Here is a 20,944-nt window from a genome sequence, read left to right as displayed (position 1 = left end):
CGGTGCCCACCGGGAGTGCCGTTGCACCAGTAGAGTGACGCCCCGTGACAGCACGACGACCTTTGAAGGACATCATCGAGCCGGGCTGGGCCGAGGCCCTGGAGCCGGTGGCCGGGCGGATCGCCGAGATGGGCGACTTCCTGCGCGCGGAGATCGCCGCGGGACGTACCTATCTCCCGGCCGGGGCTCATGTACTGCGCGCCTTCCAGCAGCCGTTCGAGGAGGTGCGCGTCCTGATCGTGGGTCAGGACCCCTATCCCACCCCGGGGCACGCGGTGGGGCTGAGCTTCTCGGTGGCGCCGGACGTCCGGCCGGTACCGGGCAGCCTGGACAACATCTTCCGCGAGATGCACGCGGATCTGGGACACCCCCGGCCGTCCAACGGCGATCTCACCCCGTGGACCCGTCAGGGGGTGCTGCTGCTCAACAGGGCGCTGACCACCGCGCCCCGCAAGCCCGCCGCCCACCGGGGCAAGGGCTGGGAGGAGGTCACCGAGCAGGCCATCCGGGCGCTGGTGGCCCGGGGCAAGCCGCTGGTGTCGGTGCTGTGGGGGCGGGACGCGCGCAATCTGCGGCCCCTGCTCGGGGAGCTGCCCGCGATCGAGTCCGCGCACCCCTCGCCGATGTCGGCGGACCGGGGCTTCTTCGGCTCGCGTCCCTTCAGCCGGGCCAATGAGCTCCTGGAGCGCCAGGGGGCGGGTCCGGTCGACTGGCGGCTGCCGTGACCGGTGCCCGGGTCCTCGGGGTGGACTCCGGGGGCTCGGGGCTGCGGGTGGCGCTGGCCGACGCCGGTGCCGCCCGCCGGGCGGGTGCGCCACCGGCTCCGGGGACGCTGCGTTCCTCGGAGCCGGTGCGGACCGGGCCCGGCGGTATCGACGCGGATCATCTGCTGGAGCAGGTGGTGCCGATGGCGCGGGCCCTGCTGGACGCGGACCCGGGGGGCGGTCCGCCCGTGGCCGTGGCGGTCGGCGCGGCCGGGATGGCGAGCCTCGGGGAGCGGCTGCGCGCCGAGGTGCCCGGGGCGCTGGCGAGGCTGCTGGGGGTGGGCCGGGTGGCGCTGGCCTCCGACGCGGTGACCGCGTACGCGGGCGCGCTGGGCCAGCGTCCGGGCGCCGTGGTGGCGGGGGGCACCGGCATGGTCGCGCTGGGCACGGATCTGACCCGCTGGCGGCGGGCCGACGGCTGGGGTCATCTGCTGGGCGACTGCGGGGGCGGCGCCTGGATCGGCCGGGCCGGTCTTGAGGCGGCGCTCCGGGCCCACGACGGACGGGAGGGCGGCTCGCCCGCGCTGCTGGCGGCGGCGGAGTCGGCCTTCGGCCCGGCCCGGGAGCTGCCGGACCGGGTGTATCCGCGGCCGGACCGTCCGGCGGTGCTGGCGTCCTTCGCGCCGGAGGTCGGCCGGTGCGCGGCGGACGGGGACGCGGTGGCGGCACGGATCCTGGCGCTGGCGGCCCGTCATGTCGCGGAGGCCGCCGGGGCGGTGTGCCCGGAAGTCCCCAGGGGCGCGCCGATGTCCGCGACAGGTCGGCGGGTTGTCGCGGGCGGGCCGCTCGCGGGGGGCGCCCCGGGGGCCGTCGCGGTGGCGGCCGTCGGACCGCCGGAGGTCGCGCTGACGGGTGGTCTGTTCCGGATGGGCGCACCTCTTCTCGTACCGCTGCGGGAGGAGTTGTCCCGGCGTCTGCCGTATGCGCGTCTCGTACCGGCGGCGGGGGACCCGCTGGACGGAGCACTGGTACTGGCCTCGGCACTCGCGTCCGGATCTCTGCTGCTTCCGCGGCATCCGACACTGCTTCATGTCCCGATGGAATCGGGAGCATAGGAGCCAGCGAGGGCACATCCCCCACAAGGGTGAATATCACCTACTGGACGCAGATCTCCTTGACCTTCTATCGGATGAAATGCGGACAGATGGCACGCGACCACCCCCTCCCCGAACAGTCCCGACCGCAAAGCCAGTAGCATGCGGCGCCATGAGCTCCCCCAATGGCCCCGCACCCGGCCTGCCTGTACGAATGCCGCGTCCCCGACAGTCAGGACGGCACCGCCGCCCGGAACCCGTGGCCGCTCCCGAGGGTGCGCCCGCGCTGGTGCTCGCCGTCCCGGGTGCCCCCTCCCCCGCGTCGCGCGCGCTCGCCGAGGAGACCGTCAGCATCGCCCGTTCCGAGCTTCCGGGGCTTGAGGTCGCCGTCGGCCACCTCGACGGCGACGAGTCCGAGTACGCGTCCGTCGCGGGCGTCCTCGCCCGGACGGCCGCCCGGCGCACCGAGCGGTACGAGATCGCGCTGGCGGCGGGCCGTGAGGTGGCGGCGCCCGAGGGCCCGGCCGCCGTGGTGGTCCCGCTGCTCGCGGGCCCGGACAAGGCGCTGATGGAGCGGATCGCCGCGGCCGTCGCGGACAGCGGCACCCAGGCCGAGCTGACCGATGTCCTCGGCCCGCACCCGCTGCTCGCGGAGGCGGTGCACGTGCGGCTCTCCGAGGCCGGTCTCGCCCGTGCCGACCGGGCCCGGCTGTTCACCGTGGCCACCGCCGCCGACGGCATCATCCTGGCGACCGTGGGCGGCGAGGAGGCCGTGCAGGCCGCGGGCATCACCGGCATGCTGCTGGCCGCGCGGCTCGCGGTGCCCGTGATGGCCGCCGCGCTCGACCAGGAGGGCTCCGTCGCCTCGGTCGCGGACCAGCTCCGCTCCTCCGGTTCGGCGCAGCTCGCCCTCGCCCCGTACCTGATCGGCCCCGAGCTGCCCGAGGGGCTGCTGGAGGCGGGGATGAAGGACGCGGGCTGCTCCACCGCGGAGGCGCTGGGCGCGTACCCGGCCATCGGCAAGCTGGTGCTGTCGCAGTACACGACGCTGCTGGGGATCACGCCCCGGCAGCAGGGTCTGCCCACGCACTGACCCCGTCGGCCGGGGCCCGATCCACCGGGCCCGGCCGCCGCTTCGCGCGCCCCGGCCCCGGCCGGACCCCGGTCCCGGCCGTTCTCCCGGAGGGCCGGGCACCGGGACGCCGGAGCGTCAGGTGAAGATCACGCAGGAGGCCGCGGGGGCGTCCAGGGAGCCCGCCCACCGCGGCACCCCCGTCTCGGGGTCGAGCGTGAACCAGCCGACCTCCCCGGAGCGCTCGTTGGCCGCGTAGAGCCGCCGCCCCGCCGGGTCCCGTGCGAGGTCCCGGGGCCAGCGCCCACCGCACGGCACGGTCGTGACCGGGTCCGCCCGTTCACCGCTCGGGTCCAGGTCCAGCACCGCGACGCTGTCGTGCCCGCGGAGCGCGACCCAGAGCCGCCGCCCGTCGGGGGCGACGACGACCTCGGACGGGTAGACGCGCCCCGCGGCGCCGTCCTCCGGCAGCAGGGGGACCTCGCCGACCGGCTCCAGGACCCCCGCGGCGGCGTCCCAGCGGCAGACGGTGAGCGTCGGCTCCAGCTCGTTCAGGACATAGGCGTGCCGGCCCGCCGGGTGGAAGGCCAGATGGCGCGGCCCCGTTCCGGGCCGGAGCGCGGTCCTGCCGTGCGGGGTCAGGGTGCCCGTCGCCCGGTCGAGCGTGTACACGAGGACCGCGTCGATGCCGAGGTCCACGGCGAGCACCCAGCGCCCGCTGGGGTCGGGCAGCACCTGGTGGGCGTGCGGACCGCGCTGGCGGTCCGGGTCGGGTCCCGAGCCCTCGTGCCGGACGACGCAGCGGACCGGGCCGATCGTCCCGTCCTCGGCCAGCGGGAGCACGCTGACGCTGCCGGAGCCGTAGTTCGCGGTCAGCAGATGGCCGTCGTGGACGGCGAGATGGGTGGGGCCCGAGCCGTCCACCGGGACCGGCCCGCCGAGCGGGGCGAGGCCCCCGTCCCTCAGGGCGAAGGCGCCCACCGCGCCCTCGTCGCCCTCGGACACCGCGTAGAGGACCGGCCCCGCCGCGCTCTGCCCCAGCGCCAGATAGGAGGGGTCGGCGAGCGCGTCGCTCACCCCGGTCGCGGTCAGCGCGCCCGTCTCCGCGTCGACGTCGGCGGCGATGATCCCCCGGCCGCCCGCCGAGGTGAACGAGCCGATGAAGGCCCGTCCGGTGGTCGTGTCGCCCACAGTGTTCCCTCGTTCCCTGACTGATCGTTCGCTGTCCGGCCGACCGTAGCAGCGGTCTAGACCAGCCCGCAGCCCCCTGGGGAGGGGAGGGAGCCCGTGGGGGGCGGCGGCTCAGAGGGACGCGAGCGGCGCGCGCGGGGAGCTGAGCAGCGGCGCGGCGAGATCGGCGAGCGCCCGTTCCAGCGCGTGCAGATGTCCGAGCGCCGCCTCGGTGCCGGTGGGCTGTGCCACGGCCGGTTCCTCGGCGGTCCGCCGCGGGGGCCGCCCGGCGGCCTGCGGGACGAGGGCGTGCACGGCGGCCTCCACCCGGCGGCAGGCGGCGGCCACCTGCCGGGCGTCGTGCGAGGCGGCCGGGTCGGCGGCGACCGAGGCCAGTCCGCGGACTTCCCGGACGCAGACATCGAGCAGCGCGAGCACCCGCAGGGCGCGGGCCTTGCGGGCGCGCAGCGGACTGAGCGGGTGCACGAGCGGCGCGAGCGAGAGCCGTACCCGGCCCAGCAGGGCCTCCAGCTCGGCGATGCCCGGGGCCGGGTCGGCGGTGGCGGAGCCGGTGAGCCGGGCGGCGGCCTCGGCGGTGCAGTGGTGCACACAGGCCACGGCCTGCCGTATCCAGGCGTCGGTGGTGGAGTGGGTGGTGATCGGCAGGATGAGGGCCACCGCGAAGGCGGCGCAGAGCGCGCCGAGCCCGGTCTCGGCCACCCGCAGGGCGAGCAGCGGGCCGTCGAGTGCGCCCAGGATTCCGTACAACAGGCTGACCAGGACGGTCACGAAGAACATCATCCAGGTGTAGGAGACGGCCGCGGTGTAGAAGACGCCGAAGACGCAGACGGCGCTCAGCACGGCGGTGGCCGGGAGGGAGCCGTGGGCGGGGACGGCGGCGAGCAGTCCGGCGGAGACGCCGATCACGGTGCCCAGCACCCGGCGCGCTCCGCGGACCAGGGTCTCGCCGCGGGAGGTCGTGTTGACGAACGACCACCAGGCGGCGCCGACCGCCCAGTACCAGCGGTCCTGGGAGAGGAGCTGGCCGAGGCCGAGCGCGAGCGCGCCCGCGACCGCCACCTGCACGGACTGCCGGGTGGCGATCCCGACCAGGCCGGGGACGGCGGGCGGGGCGGGCAGGGCGGCGGGCGGCAGCCGGCGCTCGTAGCACCAGAGGCCGAAGCGGACCGCCGAGGCGGCGGCCAGCCCGATGGCCATGGCGCCGTAGAGCCCGGGCAGGTCCCCGGGAACGGCGGCCAGGAACTGGGCCACGAAGTAGGTCATGAAGGCGAAGACCCCGAGGGTGTGGCCCCGGGCGCCCCAGCGGCGGGCGTAGACGGCGGCGACGGCGACCGTGAGGAAGGCCAGGTCACGTGCGAGCGGCTGGCCCTGGAGCAGGGTGGCGAGCGCCAGTACCGGGACACCGGCTGCGGGCAGCAGCGCCGTGGTCAGCGCCTGTGCCCGGACGGTGGCGTCGGTGACGGTGAAGAGGGCGAGCAGGGCGACGAGGCCGCCGGTGATCACATCGGGCAGGGGCAGGCCCGCGAGGGCGCATCCCAGCACGGCGAGGGCGATGCCGAGGACGGCCCGGGCGGCGGCGCGCAGCCGCAGTCGCCCCGGGTCAGGAGCCACGAACCACCGTCTGAGCACGCATGCCGTCCTTTCTGGGCCTTCCGGGGGTCTCCCGGCCGCCGTGACCCGCGCGCGACGGCGTTCGCGGGGTGTGCGGGCCGTCCGTGCGGACATGGAAAAAGCGCCGCGAGATCCGCAGCGCCTTTGACCCGTCCATGAAAACATTGGGAGGCCCGTGGACTCAACCGTCTCCTGTGCGACTCTGCCCACACCAGTGCTCTCGGCCCACTCCGGCACGCTGGGGGACTCTGTACAACGCCTGCCTCAGGGGTCCCACTGATCGTCCCGGCACCCACCGGTCACAGGGGCCTCACGGGGCTCTGTGGGCCTGCGGCTCAGCGCCGGGCGGGGAGCTGCCGGTTCTCCTCCGGGCCGGTGCCGGGCTCCCCGGCGGAGACGGTGATGTCCCGGAACTCGGCGAGCGCGTCCTCGGTGTACGCGCCCACACTGCCCTCCGTGTAGGGCCTCTCACGGTCGGTGAACGACACCACCCGGTCGCCGTTCACCGTCACCGTGATCCGGGCCCCGCTCTGCCGGACACGCACCTGCGACCACTCCCCGACGGCGAACCGGGGCAGGCCGGTGGCGAGGAAGCGCTGGCCGCCCCGGTACTCCGGGTCCCTCTTGCCCAGCTCCCAGCCGTTGGGTTTGAGGGCCAGATAGTAGAAGTGCTCGGGGTCGGTGTACGCCCAGACCAGCCAGGCCACCTCCCAGGGGTTGGGGTCGGGGGCGCGGAGCTGTTCGGCGGTGCGCATCCGGGCGCTGTAGTCGAGGCGCCCGTGGCGGGCGGTGGAGACCACGAGCCCGGCATGGGTGCGGGAGCGGTCGACGGCCCGGTAGGGGGTGAGCGTCAGCTCGTCCGCGCCGCCGGTGTTGGTGCCGTAGCCGTGGAAGACCGAGCGCCAGGGGCCGTAGACCCGGCCGTCCTTCCAGGGCTCGACGAGGAGCGTGCGCCGCTCGTCCTCCCACAGGCCGGACATCACCAGTCCGGCGGTCATCACCAGGACGACGGCGAGCAGCGCCCCGCCGACCCGCCGTCCGCCGCGCCACAGTGCGGAGGTCATGGTCGTGGATCGTAGGGGCCGGACCGCTCGTCGCGCACGGGCGCGGGGGTGGCTGCGGAGTCGTCCAGGGGGCGCCCGTCGCCGGGGGCAGCGCCCGGGCCGGGGACGAACGCGCCGTGACCGGCGGGGTCGGCCGCGCCGCGACCAGCGGGGCCGGAGAGGTCGGCGGAGACTCCGGAGCCGTGGATTCCGGCCGGGGTGCCGGGGCCGGAGAGGTCGGCGGCGAGCCGGGCCACGATGCGTCCGGCCGCGTGGCCGTCGCCGAAGGGGTTGGCCACGCGGGCCATGCGCCGGTAGGCGTCCTGGTCGTCGAGGAGCCGCACGGCCTCGGCGAGGATCGTCCCGGGGTCGGTGCCCACCAGCCGGGCGGCCCCCGCCTCCACCGCCTCGGGCCGTTCGGTGGTGGTCCGCAGGACGAGGACGGGCTTGCCGAGGCTCGGCGCCTCCTCCTGGACCCCGCCGGAGTCGGTCAGGACGAGGTCGCAGCCCGCGAGGGTGGCGGCGAAGTCGAGATAGCCGAGCGGGTCGACGACGGTCGCCCCGGGGCAGTCGGCCAGCTCCGGCAGCAGGGCGTCGCGGACCGCCGGGCTGCGGTGCAGCGGAAGGACGATCTCCACATCACCCCGGTCGGCCAGTCTGCGCAGGGCCGCGCCCATGGAACGCATCCGCTCCCCCTGGTTCTCGCGGCGGTGCAGCGTCACGAGGACCCGTCGGCGGTCGGTGCGGAACGCGTCCTTCCCCGTCCCTTCGGCGAGGACCCACAGCAGATTGTCGACCACGGTGTTGCCGGTGATCAGCACCTGTTCCCCGGCCACGCCCTCGGCCCGCAGATGGGCGGCGGCGCGGGGGGTCGGGGCGAAGTGCCAGCGGGCCACGGGGCCGATCAGCCGGCGGTTCAGCTCCTCGGGGAAGGGGTTGTCCGGCACCCCGGTGCGCAGCCCGGCCTCGACATGGGCGACGGGGACCCGTTCGTAGAAGGCGGCGAGCGCGCCGCAGAGCGCGGTGGTGGTGTCACCCTGGACGACCACCAGATCGGGCCGCTCGGCCCGGATCACCGACCCGAGGCCGTCCACGAGACGCGCGGTCAGCTCCGACAGCAGTTGCCGTTCACGCATGACCGCGAGGTCCGTCCGCACCCCGACGCCGAGCATGCCCAGCATCTGCTGGAGCATCTCCCGGTGCTGACCTGTGGTCACCACCAGCGGCTGGAACCGCGCGGACGCGGCCATCTCCCGGACCACCGGGGCCAGTTTGATGGCCTCCGGCCGGGTGCCGAGCACCAGCAGGGCGCGGATCGCACCGCCGTGCGGGACGGACGTCGTCGTGGACGGCTGGGGTCTGTCGCTTAAGGACACGGGTCTCCTCGGTACGGGCTGGGGCACGGCCCGTGCGAGGACGCGGGCGGTGCGACGGCGCGGTGGTGCACCACGGCGGTGCGGGAACGACGGTGCGGGAAGAGCGGTGCGGGAACGGTGGTGCGCGAGCGGTGACGCCTGAACGGTGGTGCACGAACGGTGGTCCGCGAGCGGCGGTGTCCGGTCGGTGGTGCTCAGCGTGGCGCAGAACGGTGCGGTCGAACGGGTACGACACGGCGGTCGCGCCGGGGGCACCGGCGCGGCGGCCCGGTGTACGGCTCAGCTGCGGGCCGTCTTCAGCCAGGTGGTCTTGCCGGTGACGGTCCGCCACACCCCCATCCACCCGGCGGCGAACCAGATGTAGCCGTAGAAGACGAAGGCGTGGCCGAGCAGTGCGGCCTGGAGGGGGCGGAGGGTGCGTTCCCGCTGGCGGTAGACGAAGCCGTAGATCCACGCCACGGTGAAGGAGAGCACATACGGCCCGGCGAACCACATCACGTCGACCATCGGCTCACCCCGGGCGACCGAACCGGCGACGGTGCCGAGGACGGCGACCAGGAAGGAGAGCGGCAGCAGCGAGGTCAGCAGGATGAGCACCGGGCTGGAGAGGTGGTAGATCAGGTCCATCGCCGCCCGCCCGGGGACATCGCGCAGGATCAGCGGCGCCAGATCGGCCGACTGGAGATGGCCCTGGAACCAGCGGGAGCGCTGGCGCACCAGCCGCCGTACATCGAGGACGGCCTGCTGGGAGACGGCCGCCGTGGGGCAGTACTGGTTGGTCCAGCCCTTGGCGATCAGCCGTACCCCGAGGTCGAGATCCTCGGTGAGGCTGTCGCTCCAGGGGTTCTCGCCGAGCGAGTCCAGGGCGGACAGCCGCATGAACTGGCCGTTGCCGCCCATGCCGACGCTCCCGATGAACCGGCGGGCGCTCTGGAAGACATCGCCGTAGACGACGAATTCCATGTCCTGGAGCCGGGCGAGCAGCCCTTTCTCACGGTTGTACATCCGGACGCCGATCTGGGTGGCGCCGGTGGACGGGTCGTTGAAGAACGGGTCGACCGCCTCGATGACATGGCGGTCCAGGCGGCCGTCGGCGTCGACGACACAGATGATCACATCCTGCGGATCACGGCCGCCGAGCAGCCCGGACGCGCGCAGCAGCCGTACGCCGTCGTTAAGGGCGGCGCCCTTGCCGCGGCGGGCGTCGGGCAGATGCCGCTGATGGAGCCAGACCCGGTCCGGGTCGGCGGCGCGGGCGATCTCGGCGGTCCGGTCGTCGGACGCGTCGTCGATGACCAGCGCGACACAGTTCTCGGCGGGGAGTTCGGTGATCCGCGCCAGGCTGTCGCCGAGCACCATCTCCTCATTGAGGCAGGCGAGGAGGAAGACGTAGAAGCGCTGCTCCCCGCTGGGGGGAGCGAGGGGCACCTTCCGGCGGGAGAGCAGGAAGAGCCCGAAGTTATAGGTTCCGGCCAGAACAATCAGAAGGATGCTGGCCCATATGAGGGGGTCGGCGTTCACGAGTGACCCACCCTGCCCCTGGCGGCTCGTCCGGCTGGGCCGGAATCCGATGGTGCGGGGGCGACGCGTAACCGGAAACGCGCCACGAAGAGGCCCAGGATCACCAGGCAGTACAGAAGAAATCCAGCCCCCGCGGTCGCCTGTAAGGCCCTGGCCACCGGGAGGCCCGGTATATCGGCCGGAGCGGCGACCACCAGACCGGCCAAGGGCAGCACTGACCCCAAAGCAGACCTACCGTACATGGTCCCCCCATTTTCCCTGGGCGCAGAAGTGGCGGGCACGTCCCCACACGGGCCAGCCTCTGCGCGCCTACGGAAAGTACCAGACACATGGGGGCGAGGTGTTCTGATGGTGAAAATTTCAAGGATCAAGCTTTACGTCAAAGTCGTCCGTCCGGCGGAGCGGGACCGGAGGCCCCATTGACACCGGGGCGGAGCGGTCAGAAGAATCCCGGGCTGTTGAGCCCAGGAATCCGATTGTGGAGTTCTGTGGAGGCTCGGACATGACTCTTCCATGACTTGTTCCGTCGTGATTCAGCCATGATCCGCAGCCTTCTCAGCGTCTTGTTTTCTCTGTACTCACACGCACTTACACCCTGCGGGACCACAAAACCGAGGAAGGCCAGAAAGTCATGAGTCAACCCCGAAGAAGAACACGGCCGGCCTGGTCGGCATTCATCGCCCTGGGCGTCGCGGCCCTGTTAGGCGGCGGTCTGCTGACGCCGGGCACAGCGGCGGCGCGGGATGGCCTCGGCGGTGTCGGCGGGTCGGCGAACCTGGCGCACACGTCAGGGATTCAGGGGCAGAACACCAAGGCCATCGCCAGTGCCGCGCTGAAGGCGGACGCCGAGCGCCGAGCGCAGAAGGCCACCCAGCGGGGCGTGCGGAGCCCGGGTGTCCAGCAGACCGTGAAGAAGCTCGAAAAGCTGCGCTCCGAGGCGGCTCCGAGGCCCCGGGCGAAGGCGCAGGCGGCGCCTCCGGGACAGGCCAAGGCCCTGGTCCTGTACGACAACGCGGGCCCGTTCGGACACCTCGGTGAGCTGTACGCCATGGGCATGGCGAACCTCGGTGGCCGGTTCGGGACCGTCACGTCCAAGCCGGTGCAGGAGTACACCTCCGGCATGATCGAGACCTTCGACACGACGGTCTACATCGGCTCCACGTACTACAACGCCAGCCTTCCGGACGCCGTGCCCCAGGACTTCTACCTGGATGTGCTGCTCTCCGACCGCCCGGTGATCTGGATGGGCCAGAACATCTGGAACATGGCGCACTCCATCAGCCTCCAGGAGTTCGAGTTCAAGTACGGCTGGGACCCGACCAACTCGTACTACGACAACGGTGCCGGCATCGGCCGGGTCAGCAAGGTCGAGTACAAGGGCCAGACCCTGACCCGCAGGATTCCGGACGGCCAGGACCCCGGCATCCTCCGGCCGCTGATCAAGCAGGGCCCCGGCTACCCGGACCCGACGGTCGTCGCCACGGCCGTCGACACCGACGGCGGTGTGGAGAAGCGCTTCCCGTGGGCACTGCGCTCCGGCAACCTGACCTACATCGGTGAGCTGCCCTTCACCTTCGTCTCCGAGGCCGACCGCGTCGTCGCCATCCACGACCTGCTCTTCGACGCGCTGGCGCCGCAGACCGCCGAGCAGCACCGGGCCCTGATCCGGATCGAGGACATCAACCCGCTCTCCGACACCACCCGGCTGCGGGCGATCGCCGACTATCTGAAGTCGCAGAACATCGCCTACGGCATCAACGTCATCCCGGTCTACAGCGACCCCAAGGGCTCCGAGAACAACGGGATACCGCGCACGGTCCGGCTCCAGCAGCGCCCGGCGCTCGTCAACACCATCAAGTACATGCTGGCCAACGGCGCCGTACTGATGAACCACGGCTACACCCACCAGTACGGCAATGTCGACAACCCGTACAACGGAGTGACCGGCGCCGACTTCGAGTTCTTCCGGGCCCATGTGAATCCGGCCAACAACCACGTCGTCTACGACGGTCCGGTCGCCGAGGACTCCACCGCCTGGGCGCAGGGCCGGGTGGACGCCGGGCTGAACGAGTTCACCCGTGCCGGTCTGCCGCGGGCCAAGCTCTGGACGACCCCGCACTACGCGGGCTCCGCCACCGACTACCGGGTCTTCTCGCAGAACTACGCCGCCCGTCTGGAGCGTTCGCTGTACTTCGCCGGGACGCTGACCGGCCAGCCGGTGGACTCCACCCGCTACCTGGGCCAGTTCTTCCCGTACCCGGTGACCGACGTCTACGGCACCAAGGTGCTCCCGGAGAACATCGGCAGCTACGAGCCGGTGGCGTCCAACCAGAACCCGCCGCGCCTGGAGGCCGACCTCATCGCCAACGCGAAGGCCAACCTGGCGGTGCGGGACGGTTTCGCCAGCTTCTACTACCACCCGTTCCACACCGTGGCCCCGCTGAAGACGATCGTCGAGGGCATCCAGGCCCTGGGGTACACCTTCGTGAGCCCGGAGAGCCTGCTCTCCTGATCCCGGACCACCGGTCCGCCGTCCTCTGACGCCGGATCACCGGTCCGTCCGAACATACGCACCACCCGGGGCCGTTCCCGGTCCGCCGTGCGGCGGACCGGGGGCGGCCCCGGCCGTTCCCCTTCGCGCACCGGGGCACCGGGGCCGCTGGTTCACTGGTTCCACCGGGGCACCGGGCTCGCCGCGGCACCGGGTCCACCAGGGAGGTTCTGGCACGATGAGAGCGCTGAGGCGGGCGACCGCCGCCGTGACCGCGGCCGTCGCCGTGTTGACGGGATGTTCCACGGGGGACGGGGGCGGCCCTGCCGCCGAGCAGCCGCCCGCGCGGATACGGGGGATCACCCTGCCCGGCTGGGACACGGGCGACTACGAACGGCGGGAGGCCGGCCGCTATCTGCGGCAGATCGCCGCCACCGGCGCCCGCTGGGTGGTGTTCACACCCACCTGGTACCAGGACGGCACCCGGCGCGCGACCCCGCGGGCCGGCCAGGAGACGGTGAGCGACCGCGGGGTGCGCCGGGTCGTGGGGCTCGCGCGCTCCGCCGGTCTCAAGGTGATGCTCAAGCCGCATGTGGACCTGGACGACGGCGGGGACCGGGCCCGGATCCGGCCGGCCGACCGGGACGCCTGGTTCACGGCGTACCGGGGGTTCATCACCCACTACGCCCGGATCGCCGCCGAGCTGGGGGTGGAACAGTTCGCGGTCGGCACCGAGCTGGCCGGGACCTCCGCCGACCGGGCCAACTGGCGCAGGGTCATCCGCGTGGTGCGCGAGGTCTACCCGGGGCCGCTGACCTATGCCGCCAACTACGACGAGTACGACCGGATAGGTTTCTGGTCCTCGCTCGATCTGATCGGGATCGACGCCTACTGGCCACTGGCGGACGCCGCCACCGCCGATCCGGCGCGGCTGGCGCGGGGCTGGGAACCCGTCGTCGGCGAACTCGCCGCGTTCGCGGCCCGGCAGCACCGCAGAATCCTCTTCACCGAGGCGGGCTACACCAGTCAGCACGGCGCCGTGACGGCCCCGTACTCCTGGACCGTCAGCGGGCGCCCCGGGTACGCGGAGCAGGCCGCCGCCTATGAGGCGCTGCTGACGGCCTTCGACGGGCGGCCCTGGTGGGCCGGGGTGTGCTGGTGGATGTGGGACGACTGGCCGGACAGCGCCGAGACGCCGCAGCGGCTGGCGTACTCGCCCCGGGGCAAGCCCGCCGAGGAGGTGCTGCGGCGCCGGTGGAAGGAGTGAGGGCCGGGCGGCCGGGGACGCGGGGCTCAGGGCGGCCGAAGAGTGGTGCCCGGGCAGAGCCCGTGGCGGGAGGCGGTGGCGGGAGGCGGTGGCTCTGTGGCGTGGCCGGAACACAACGGGGAGGCGGACGCCGGGAGGGGTGGCGATATTTAATCTGGACTTTGCGTCCGGATTGGACTTAGATTCCAGATGTGAGGAACGAGAGCGAGCACGACACGGCCTCCGGCGGCTCCCCCGACCCGAGGCTCACCCTGTGGGAGCCGGTGTGCCGGGCCATCGCCCTGCTGCTGGGGCCCTACGCCGAGGTGGTGCTGCACGACCCGGACACCGACCGGGTCATGGGCATCTGGAACGCGATGGGGCCGCGCGGGGCGGGGGACCCCTCCCTCCTGGGCGAGCTGGACGCGCTCGACCCGGCGGACCGCGATGTGTACGGGCCGTACGAGAAGCTGCTCGCCGACGGGCGCCGGCTCTCCTCGGTCAGCGCGGTGCTGCGCGCCCCGGACGGACACCCGTCGGCGGTGCTCTGCGTCAATCTGGACCGGACCCCGCTGGAGCAGGCGGCGGCGCTGCTGTCCTCGTTCGGCGCGCCCGTCGTCCGGCGGCCGGAGCCCCTCTTCGAGCAGGACTGGTCCGAGCGCATCCAGCACATCGTCGGCGGCTATGTCCGGGACCACGGGCGGCCCGTCGAGCGGCTGGGCCGCGCCGAGCGCCTGACCGTCGTCGGACTCCTCGACGAGGCCGGGGTGTTCGAGGTGCGCCGCGCGGCACCGGTCGTCGCGGGCGCCCTGAAAGCCTCACGTTCCACCGTGTACGCCCTGCTCTCCGAGCACAGAGCACGAAGGACCACCACCCCATGACCCGGCTGCCCGACTTCCGGCTGGAAACCCATCTCTCCCGCTGGGAGTTCACCGCACGGCACCATCTGACCGCCTCCGACATGCAGACGATGACCCTCTCCGAGCTGCTGACGCTCGCGGACGACGAGGACCGGGAGGCGTTCGGGGCGCTGTCCCTCGGCTATACGGACACCTTCGGCGACCCGGCGCTGCGCGAGGCCGTCGCCGGAATGTACGAGAACGCGGAGGCGGACGACGTCGTCTGCTTCGCCGGGGCCGAGGAGGGTCTGTACCTGGCGATGAACGTGCTGCTGGGGGCGGACGACCACGCGGTGGTGGTCACCCCCAACTACCAGTCGGCCGAGACCGTGCCGCTCGCGCTCTGCGAGGTCACCGGCGTGGCACTGGACGAGCGGCACGACTGGGCGCTGGACCTGGACCGGGTGGCGGCGGCGCTGCGTCCGAACACCCGGGTCGTCTCGGTGAACTTCCCCCACAACCCCACCGGCAAGGTGATCCCGGCCGCCGACTTCGCCGCGCTGACCCGGATGTGCGACGAGCGCGGCATCCGTCTCTTCAGCGACGAGGTCTACCGGGGCCTGGAGCGGGACCCCGCGAGGGCCCTGCCGCAGGCCGCCGACCTCTCCGAGCGGGCGCTGTCGCTCAACGTCACCTCCAAGTCCCTGGGGATGCCGGGGCTGCGGGTCGGCTGGATCGTCTGCCGGGACCGGGAGCTGCGCTCCCGGCTGGAGCGGGCCAAGCACTACACCAGCATCTGCAACGCCGCCCCGAGCGAGGTCCTGGCCCGGATAGCGATCAAGGCCAGGAGGAGCATCCTGGAGCGCAACCGCGCCCTGATCGCCGAGCAGCTTCCGCTGTTCGACGCGTTCTTCGCGGACTTCCCCGAGCTGTTCGAGTGGCGGGCGCCGGACGGCGGCTGCGTCGCCTTCCCCCGCTACCGCGGAGCGGACGGGGTGGAGGAGTTCTGCGCCCGGCTGGTGGCGGAGGCGGGAGTGCTGCTGCTGCCCGCGAGCGTCTACCGCTCGGAGCTGACCGCGACCCCGGACGACCGGTTCCGGATAGGTTTCGGCCGCCGGGGCGCCGAGGAGGCGCTGCGGGAGTTCGGCGACTGGCTGCGGCGGCGCGGCTGACGCGAACGGGGCGTCCGCAGTACCGGCGGGCGGCTCCGGTCACGGCCCCGCTCGCCGGGCGGGGCACCGATCCCCCATCCTCGTACTGCCCAGCCGCGCGAGGAGAGGCCCGACAACGATGTTACGCATCCACTTCACCGGCGACGATCTCCGCAGAGTCACCGTGGCGGACGGCTTCGACCCCCTGTGGGAGGTACTGCTCAGCCTGCATCTGGCGCAGGAGCCCGACCACGGCCATCTCGCGTTCAGCGAGTGGCGCCGGACCGTCCGCCCGCTGGTGCGGGAGCCGTCCCCGCTGCGGCTGCTGACCCAACTGGCCAGACCCTGGGGCTACTCCCCCGACTTCCTCACCCCCGGGCGCGGGGAGGACGGGTTCGGCGCGCAGCTCGACCGGGTGCTGTCCACGCCCCGCGCCCGGCTGAAGGCGGAGCTGTCCCAGCTCGCGGCGGAGAGCCCGCCCACGCCGTGGACCCGTGCGCTCGGCAGCGGCGATCCGGGGGCGCTGCGGCGGCTCGGCGACGCGATGACCGCGTACCACCGGCGGGCGCTGGCCCCGTACCAGGGAGCCATGCTGGCCCATGCCGAGGCCGACCGCGCCCAGCAGGCGCGGGCGCTGCTCAGTGGTGGTCTCGACCGGCTCCTGTCCCAGTTGCACCCCCGGGTCGTCTGGGAGGCGCCGGTGCTCCAGATACCGGTCTACGCGGATCAGGACGTGTATCTCGGCGGGCGCGGTCTGGTGCTGGTGCCCTCGTACTTCTGCCGTATCCAGCCGATCACCCTGATGGACGGGGAGCAGCCGCCCGTTCTGGTCTATCCGATCTCTCCGCCGCTGGGCCGGCTGATCCGCGATCCGATGCGTGCCGACGCGGACGGCACTGCGCCGGTGGTGGCGCTGCTCGGGCGGACCCGGGCCGCGCTGCTCGAAGCGGCGGCGCACACCGGGACCACCACCGAGCTGGGGCGGCGGGTCGGCGTCGCACCGCCGGTCGTCAGCCGCCACACCGCCGTGCTGCGGAAGGCGGGGCTGCTGGAGACCCGCCGGGAGGGCGGTGCGGTACGGCATCGGATCACCCGGCTGGGCATCGCCCTGCTCAACGGCGAAATGCCCGAGTGATATGGATGTGCCATCACGGTCCCTCCCCCACCCCCCTCCCGCCGCCGCCCCGCTGGTTCACCCACGAACACGGAGAACGGCGGGAACGGGCCCGGATGCTCCGGCCGCCGTACGGTGACCACCCCCGTAGGCCACCGTCCGGCACGGAGCACCCGGGCCCCGGATGCCCGGCGTCACACACCCGTCCCCCCAAGGCCGGTGCGGTCCGCCGAGGCGTTCTCACGCGTTCGTGGTGGTTCCACTCTCCCTGGTCGGGCATGTCCGTTCCAAGCGTTTGCCCTCCAGCGCAATCCTCCACGCGAGACGGTCCCCATGCTCCGGCAAAGAGCCCCGCGCACCGTGGCGGCCAGCCCTTCGGAGGCGATCCGCGCCGATCGGAGGCGACCGGAGGCGTTCGGGAGGCCGTACAGACGGTCCCGGAGGGACTTGGCATGCTGAGATCATGAGCATTCCGCGTACCACTTCGGTCATTTTCGATCTCGACGGCACTCTGGTGGACAGCGAGCCGAACTACTGGGAAGCGGGCCGCCGACTGCTCGCGGAGTACGGCGTGACGGACTACGACTGGGAGCGGCACAGCCGGTTCATCGGTATCGGCACCCGGGAGACGCTGGAGATCCTGCGCGGGGAGTACGGCATCGAGGCATCTGTCGAGACCCTGCTCGCCGGGAAGAACCGGCACTATCTGGCGCTGGCGCGGACCGCGACCGAGGTGTTCCCGCAGATGCGGGCCTTTGTCGAGCTGCTGCACGCGGCGGGTGTCCCCCTGGCCGTGGCCTCCGGTTCCTCCCGGGCGGCCATCGAAGCGGTGCTCGCCGCCACCGGCCTCGACACCCTGATCACGACGACCGTGTCCGCCGAGGAGGTCCCCCGGGGCAAGCCGGAGCCCGACGTCTTCCTGGCGGCGGCCCGGCTGCTGGGGAGCGCGCCCGCCGACTGTGTGGTCGTCGAGGACGCGGCCCCGGGCGCGGCGGCGGCGCACGCGGCCGGGATGCGCTGCATCGCCGTTCCGTATGAGGAGGCGACGGCGGCGGACCCGGCGTTCGCCCGGGCGGATCTGCTCTACGCCGGGGGTCAGAGCGCGTTCACGGCGGAGGGCGCCTACGCCTGGCTGCGCTCGCGCTGAACCCCGGGGCGGGGCACCCCGCCCATCGGCCGATCGGGGCGCGCGGGGTGGGCGCCGCGCCCCGGTCGGGGCCGGTCGCGGCGGAGCCGGGGAGCCTTGGGTAGGGTCGGGGGCGGAGGTCAGACATATGCGAGCGCGCCGGTGGACACGGGCGGCGGGTGCCTGGGGGCATCTGCTGCTGGTCGCCGTGCTCGCGCTGGGTGTCTTTGCCATGCATACGACCGGGCACCCCGAGGGCGGCTCCGGAATGTCCCATGCCGGGGCCGCGCCGGAGACGATGGCCGGGCCGACGGCCGGGTCAGGGCCCAAGAACCCGTTCGGACCCGAGCACACGGCCGGTTGGGAGAACACCGCCGCCGTGGCCTCCGTGGCCGTACCGGCCGACGCGTCCGGGACGGCCGCCGAGGGGCCGCACGGCCCCGGCGGCGGCGCCTCGGCCCTCGGTCCGGCGGTTCCGGGAACCGACGCCGATCCGGGCCCGGGCTCCGCGTCACACGATTCGGGCATGGCGATGGACATGTCCACGCTCTGTGTCGCGATCCTCGGTGCCTGGGTGGTCCTCGCCCTGGTCCGGGCCGCGCTGGGCCGCCGGGCAACCTGGCTGACCGCGCTGCGGGGCGCCCTCATCGCCGCGGTGCGCCCGCAGCCCCCGCCTCCCGGACCCCTTCTCGCCGAGCTGTCGATCCTGCGGATATAGGCCGACCACCGCCGCGGGCACTGTGTGCTGCCCGTGGAGCGGTCCGCCTTCCTTCCCTCTTCCCGCAGGACACAGCAGTGCGAGGTTTTCTCATGACCGCATCCCCCCGTCCCTCCCGCGGAGCGGTGCTCCGCCGTCGCGGCGCTCTCCTCGCCGCCGTCGTGGCCGCCGGGCTGACACTCGCCGCCTGCGGCGGTGACGACGACATGGCCGGTATGGACCACGGCGGTACGCAGTCGAGCGCGGCGGGCCCGGCGAGCCCGGACGCCGCCGCGGGCTCGGGCTCGGGTGCCAACCCGGCGCCGGGCGCGTTCAACGACACCGACGTGATGTTCGCGCAGATGATGATCCCCCACCACGAGCAGGCGCTGGAGATGTCCGCGCTGGCCGACGGGCGGGCCGAGGACACGGAGATCACGGCGCTCGCCCGGGAGATCTCCGGGGCGCAGGACCCCGAGATCCAGAAGATGACGTCCTGGCTCAGGGCCTGGGGCAAGCCCGGCACGGCCCCGATGGACCATGGCTCCGGCCATGGCTCCGAGAGCGGCGGCATGGCCAGGATGATGTCCGCGAAGGACCTGGCCGGGCTGAAGGCCGCCCAGGGCAGGGCCTTCGACCGGGCCTTCGCCCAGCTCATGATCGACCACCACAAGGGCGCGGTCGAGATGGCCGAGGACGAGCGGAAGAACGGCCGCAACGCCACCGCCCGGCAGCTCGCCGAGGACGTGATCACCACACAGTCGGCGGAGATCGCCCGGCTGGAGAAGATCCTCGCCCGGCTCTGAGCCGCGCCCGCGCCACCCCAGGGCCGGGCGGACCCGAGGCGTCGCCCTCCTGAGCCCCCGGGCTTCCGGGCTTCCCTGGGTGACCGGGTTGAACCGGTTTCCCGGAGAAGGGCCGCCCGGCCCTGTCACACCCCATCCACATCACGGGCCGCACCCGCGACCCGTACACCCACCCGATCAGGACCCTCATCCCATGACGAAGCGCCGTACCCTCATAACCGCCGGTGTCTCCGCCGTCGCACTGGCCCTCACCCTCACCGCCTGCGCCGACGACGGGGGCGACCCCGGCTCGTCCACCGCGATCAGCCATATCCACGGAGTGGAGATCGGCCCCGCCGACGGCAAGCTCTACGTCGCGACACACAACGGGATCTACACCCCGGACAAGGACGGAAAGCCCAGCCTCGTCGGCGACCGCAAGGACGACTTCATGGGCTTCACCACCGCCGGGAAGAGCCGGTTCCTCGCCAGCGGGCACCCGGCACCGGGCCGGGACGCCCCCTCGAACCTGGGGCTCATCGAAAGCACCGACACCGGCCGCACCTGGAAGGACCGCTCACTCAGCGGCGAGGTCGACTTCCACTCCCTCGTCCACGCCCACGACACGATCTACGGCTACGACAGCACCAACGGACTCCTCCGGGTCAGCAAGGACGGGGAAAACTGGGACAACCGCAGCAAGCTGGCGGCGCTGGACCTCGCCGTCAGCCCCGGCGACCCGGAGACCGTGCTCGCCACGACCGAGTCCGGAGTCTCCCGCAGCACCGACGGCGGCCGGACCTTCGCCCCCGGCGCGGGCCCGGTACTGGCCTTCATCTCCTGGACGGCCGAGGACGCGCTCTACGGAGTCGACCCGAAAGGCACGGTCAGCGTCAGCGCCGACGGCGGAAAGAGCTGGAAGAAGACCGGAACACTGCCCGGCGGCGGACCGCAGGCCCTGACAGCCGTCGACGGAAAGCGGCTGGTGGCGGCGAGCCAGGACGGCGTCTACGAGTCGACGGACGGCGGCACGGACTTCACCCGACGGCTCGACGTCACCCCGGACGACGCGCACTGATTTTTTTGGTGGCGCCTCTTTTTTTGTGGCTCGGTTCGCCTCCGGGACGCTGAAGCGTCTGCCGACGGACGCCCCTTTTTGTGGCTCGGTTCGCCTCCGGAGCGCTGAAGCGTCCGCCGACGGTCGACCGTGCTCGCCCGCTCGTTCCTCACGGGCTCCGCGCGCTCTCCACATTCGGCAGCCACGCGCCCCTTCGGCTCACTCGCCGCAGGGGCAAGGCAAACGGCCGGTGCAGGGACAGGGGCGAGGGCGCGCTCTCCGCTTTCGGCAAACGCGCGCTCGCCCACGGGGCCAGGGCAGACGTCCACGCACGGACGGGGCGCGGGGCCGTCGTCCGGCCCGGGAGACGGGCGGGCGGAGGCACGCTCTCCGCTTCGGCACCCGCGGCACCCCTTCGGCTCACTCGCCGCAGGGCCAAGGCAAACACCTGGCCCAAGAGGCGGGGGCCCGCGCTCCACTCCCGGCAGCCACGCACCCCCATGGCCCACTCGCCCCGGGCCGAGGCAAACGCCCGGCCCAAGAGACAGGCGCGCGCTCCCCGCTTTCAGCAGCCACGCGCCGACACCGCCCGCGCGGCGGCCGAGGCTGCGGCCGAGGGGCCCGCTCCCCGCTCCCGGCAGCCACGCGCCCCCACGGCCCGCTCGCCCGGGGAACCGTCCCGGGCCGAGGTGATCGTCCACGCGGGGACAGGGCGCGGGGCCATCGTCCAGCCCGGGAGAGGGGCCGAGGCACACCCCTCGGGCCCACTCGTCACGGGGCGGAGGCGCAGCCCTTGGGCCCGCTCGTGCGCGAGGCGCGGGTGGGC

Annotated in this window: 17 protein-coding genes; 12 read left to right on the top strand and 5 right to left on the bottom strand. The window is 73.2% G+C overall.

Annotated elements, in window-relative coordinates; all coding sequences use genetic code 11:
- Window positions 1–44 precede the first annotated feature (44 nt).
- The 3 genes from CRV15_RS26600 to CRV15_RS26590 all read left to right on the top strand — a co-directional run bounded on the left by CRV15_RS26600 (window position 45) and on the right by CRV15_RS26590 (window position 2,891).
- Window positions 45–725, top strand: a complete 681-nt coding sequence (locus tag CRV15_RS26600; RefSeq protein ID WP_003959433.1) for a uracil-DNA glycosylase — start codon at window positions 45–47, stop codon at window positions 723–725.
- A complete protein-coding gene (locus CRV15_RS26595; RefSeq protein ID WP_003959434.1) occupies window positions 722–1,819 on the top strand; it encodes an N-acetylglucosamine kinase in 1,098 nt (365 codons plus the stop codon). Before CRV15_RS26600 ends, CRV15_RS26595 begins: the two co-directional genes overlap by 4 nt.
- Window positions 1,820–1,970: 151 nt before the next feature.
- Window positions 1,971–2,891, top strand: a complete 921-nt coding sequence (locus CRV15_RS26590; RefSeq protein ID WP_078564392.1) for a sirohydrochlorin chelatase — start codon at window positions 1,971–1,973, stop codon at window positions 2,889–2,891.
- Between the two features lie 117 nt (window positions 2,892–3,008).
- On the opposite strand, the gene CRV15_RS26585 is transcribed toward CRV15_RS26590, so the two are convergent.
- The 5 genes from CRV15_RS26585 to CRV15_RS26565 form a co-directional block, all read right to left on the bottom strand.
- Window positions 3,009–4,061 (bottom strand): lactonase family protein, encoded by a 1,053-nt coding sequence (locus CRV15_RS26585; RefSeq protein ID WP_003959436.1) that lies wholly within the window; start codon window positions 4,059–4,061, stop codon window positions 3,009–3,011.
- Between the two features lie 111 nt (window positions 4,062–4,172).
- Entirely contained in the window at window positions 4,173–5,690 is a 1,518-nt protein-coding gene (locus CRV15_RS26580; RefSeq protein WP_009995271.1) for an FUSC family protein, read from the bottom strand.
- 317 nt (window positions 5,691–6,007) lie between these two features.
- Complete coding sequence (locus CRV15_RS26575; protein ID WP_003959438.1) at window positions 6,008–6,736, bottom strand: 3-keto-alpha-glucoside-1,2-lyase-like domain-containing protein; 729 nt, start codon at window positions 6,734–6,736, stop codon at window positions 6,008–6,010.
- Window positions 6,733–8,091, bottom strand: a complete 1,359-nt coding sequence (gene wecB / locus CRV15_RS26570; RefSeq protein WP_009995272.1) for a non-hydrolyzing UDP-N-acetylglucosamine 2-epimerase — start codon at window positions 8,089–8,091, stop codon at window positions 6,733–6,735. The genes CRV15_RS26575 and wecB overlap by 4 nt, the downstream gene beginning before the upstream one ends.
- 279 nt (window positions 8,092–8,370) lie before the next feature.
- Window positions 8,371–9,612 carry a glycosyltransferase family 2 protein gene (locus CRV15_RS26565; protein WP_003959440.1) on the bottom strand — a complete coding sequence of 414 codons (1,242 nt, stop codon included), beginning with the start codon at window positions 9,610–9,612 and terminating at the stop codon, window positions 8,371–8,373.
- Window positions 9,613–10,243: 631 nt separating this feature from the next.
- Here CRV15_RS26565 and CRV15_RS26560 point away from each other — a divergent pair.
- The 9 genes from CRV15_RS26560 (at window position 10,244) to CRV15_RS26520 (ending at window position 20,139) form a co-directional block, all read left to right on the top strand.
- On the top strand, window positions 10,244–12,124 hold the full coding sequence (locus CRV15_RS26560) for a DUF2334 domain-containing protein (RefSeq protein ID WP_003959441.1): 1,881 nt from the start codon (window positions 10,244–10,246) through the stop codon (window positions 12,122–12,124).
- 217 nt (window positions 12,125–12,341) lie between these two features.
- Complete coding sequence (locus CRV15_RS26555) at window positions 12,342–13,370, top strand: glycoside hydrolase family 113 (protein ID WP_003957677.1); 1,029 nt, start codon at window positions 12,342–12,344, stop codon at window positions 13,368–13,370.
- A gap of 191 nt (window positions 13,371–13,561) precedes the next feature.
- Window positions 13,562–14,230, top strand: a complete 669-nt coding sequence (locus CRV15_RS26550; protein ID WP_003957676.1) for a helix-turn-helix transcriptional regulator — start codon at window positions 13,562–13,564, stop codon at window positions 14,228–14,230.
- Entirely contained in the window at window positions 14,227–15,360 is a 1,134-nt protein-coding gene (locus CRV15_RS26545; protein WP_003957675.1) for an aminotransferase class I/II-fold pyridoxal phosphate-dependent enzyme, read from the top strand. The genes CRV15_RS26550 and CRV15_RS26545 overlap by 4 nt, the downstream gene beginning before the upstream one ends.
- Window positions 15,361–15,478: 118 nt before the next feature.
- The gene (locus tag CRV15_RS26540) at window positions 15,479–16,474 is read left to right on the top strand and encodes an ArsR/SmtB family transcription factor (protein WP_003957674.1); all 996 of its coding nucleotides are present in this window, start codon (window positions 15,479–15,481) and stop codon (window positions 16,472–16,474) included.
- Window positions 16,475–16,916: 442 nt separating this feature from the next.
- Window positions 16,917–17,600: an HAD family hydrolase gene (locus tag CRV15_RS26535; RefSeq protein ID WP_003957673.1), complete on the top strand. Its 684-nt coding sequence runs from the start codon at window positions 16,917–16,919 to the stop codon at window positions 17,598–17,600.
- A 127-nt stretch (window positions 17,601–17,727) separates the two neighbouring features.
- Entirely contained in the window at window positions 17,728–18,297 is a 570-nt protein-coding gene (locus CRV15_RS26530; protein ID WP_003957672.1) for a hypothetical protein, read from the top strand.
- A 92-nt stretch (window positions 18,298–18,389) separates the two neighbouring features.
- Window positions 18,390–19,082: a DUF305 domain-containing protein gene (locus CRV15_RS26525; protein WP_003959442.1), complete on the top strand. Its 693-nt coding sequence runs from the start codon at window positions 18,390–18,392 to the stop codon at window positions 19,080–19,082.
- 193 nt (window positions 19,083–19,275) lie between these two features.
- Window positions 19,276–20,139 carry a F510_1955 family glycosylhydrolase gene (locus tag CRV15_RS26520; RefSeq protein WP_003957670.1) on the top strand — a complete coding sequence of 288 codons (864 nt, stop codon included), beginning with the start codon at window positions 19,276–19,278 and terminating at the stop codon, window positions 20,137–20,139.
- Window positions 20,140–20,944: the final 805 nt, after the last annotated feature.

The sequence above is a fragment of the Streptomyces clavuligerus genome, assembly GCF_005519465.1.
GTDB lineage: Bacteria > Actinomycetota > Actinomycetes > Streptomycetales > Streptomycetaceae > Streptomyces > Streptomyces clavuligerus.
This window is presented reverse-complemented; position numbering and strand designations above follow the sequence as displayed.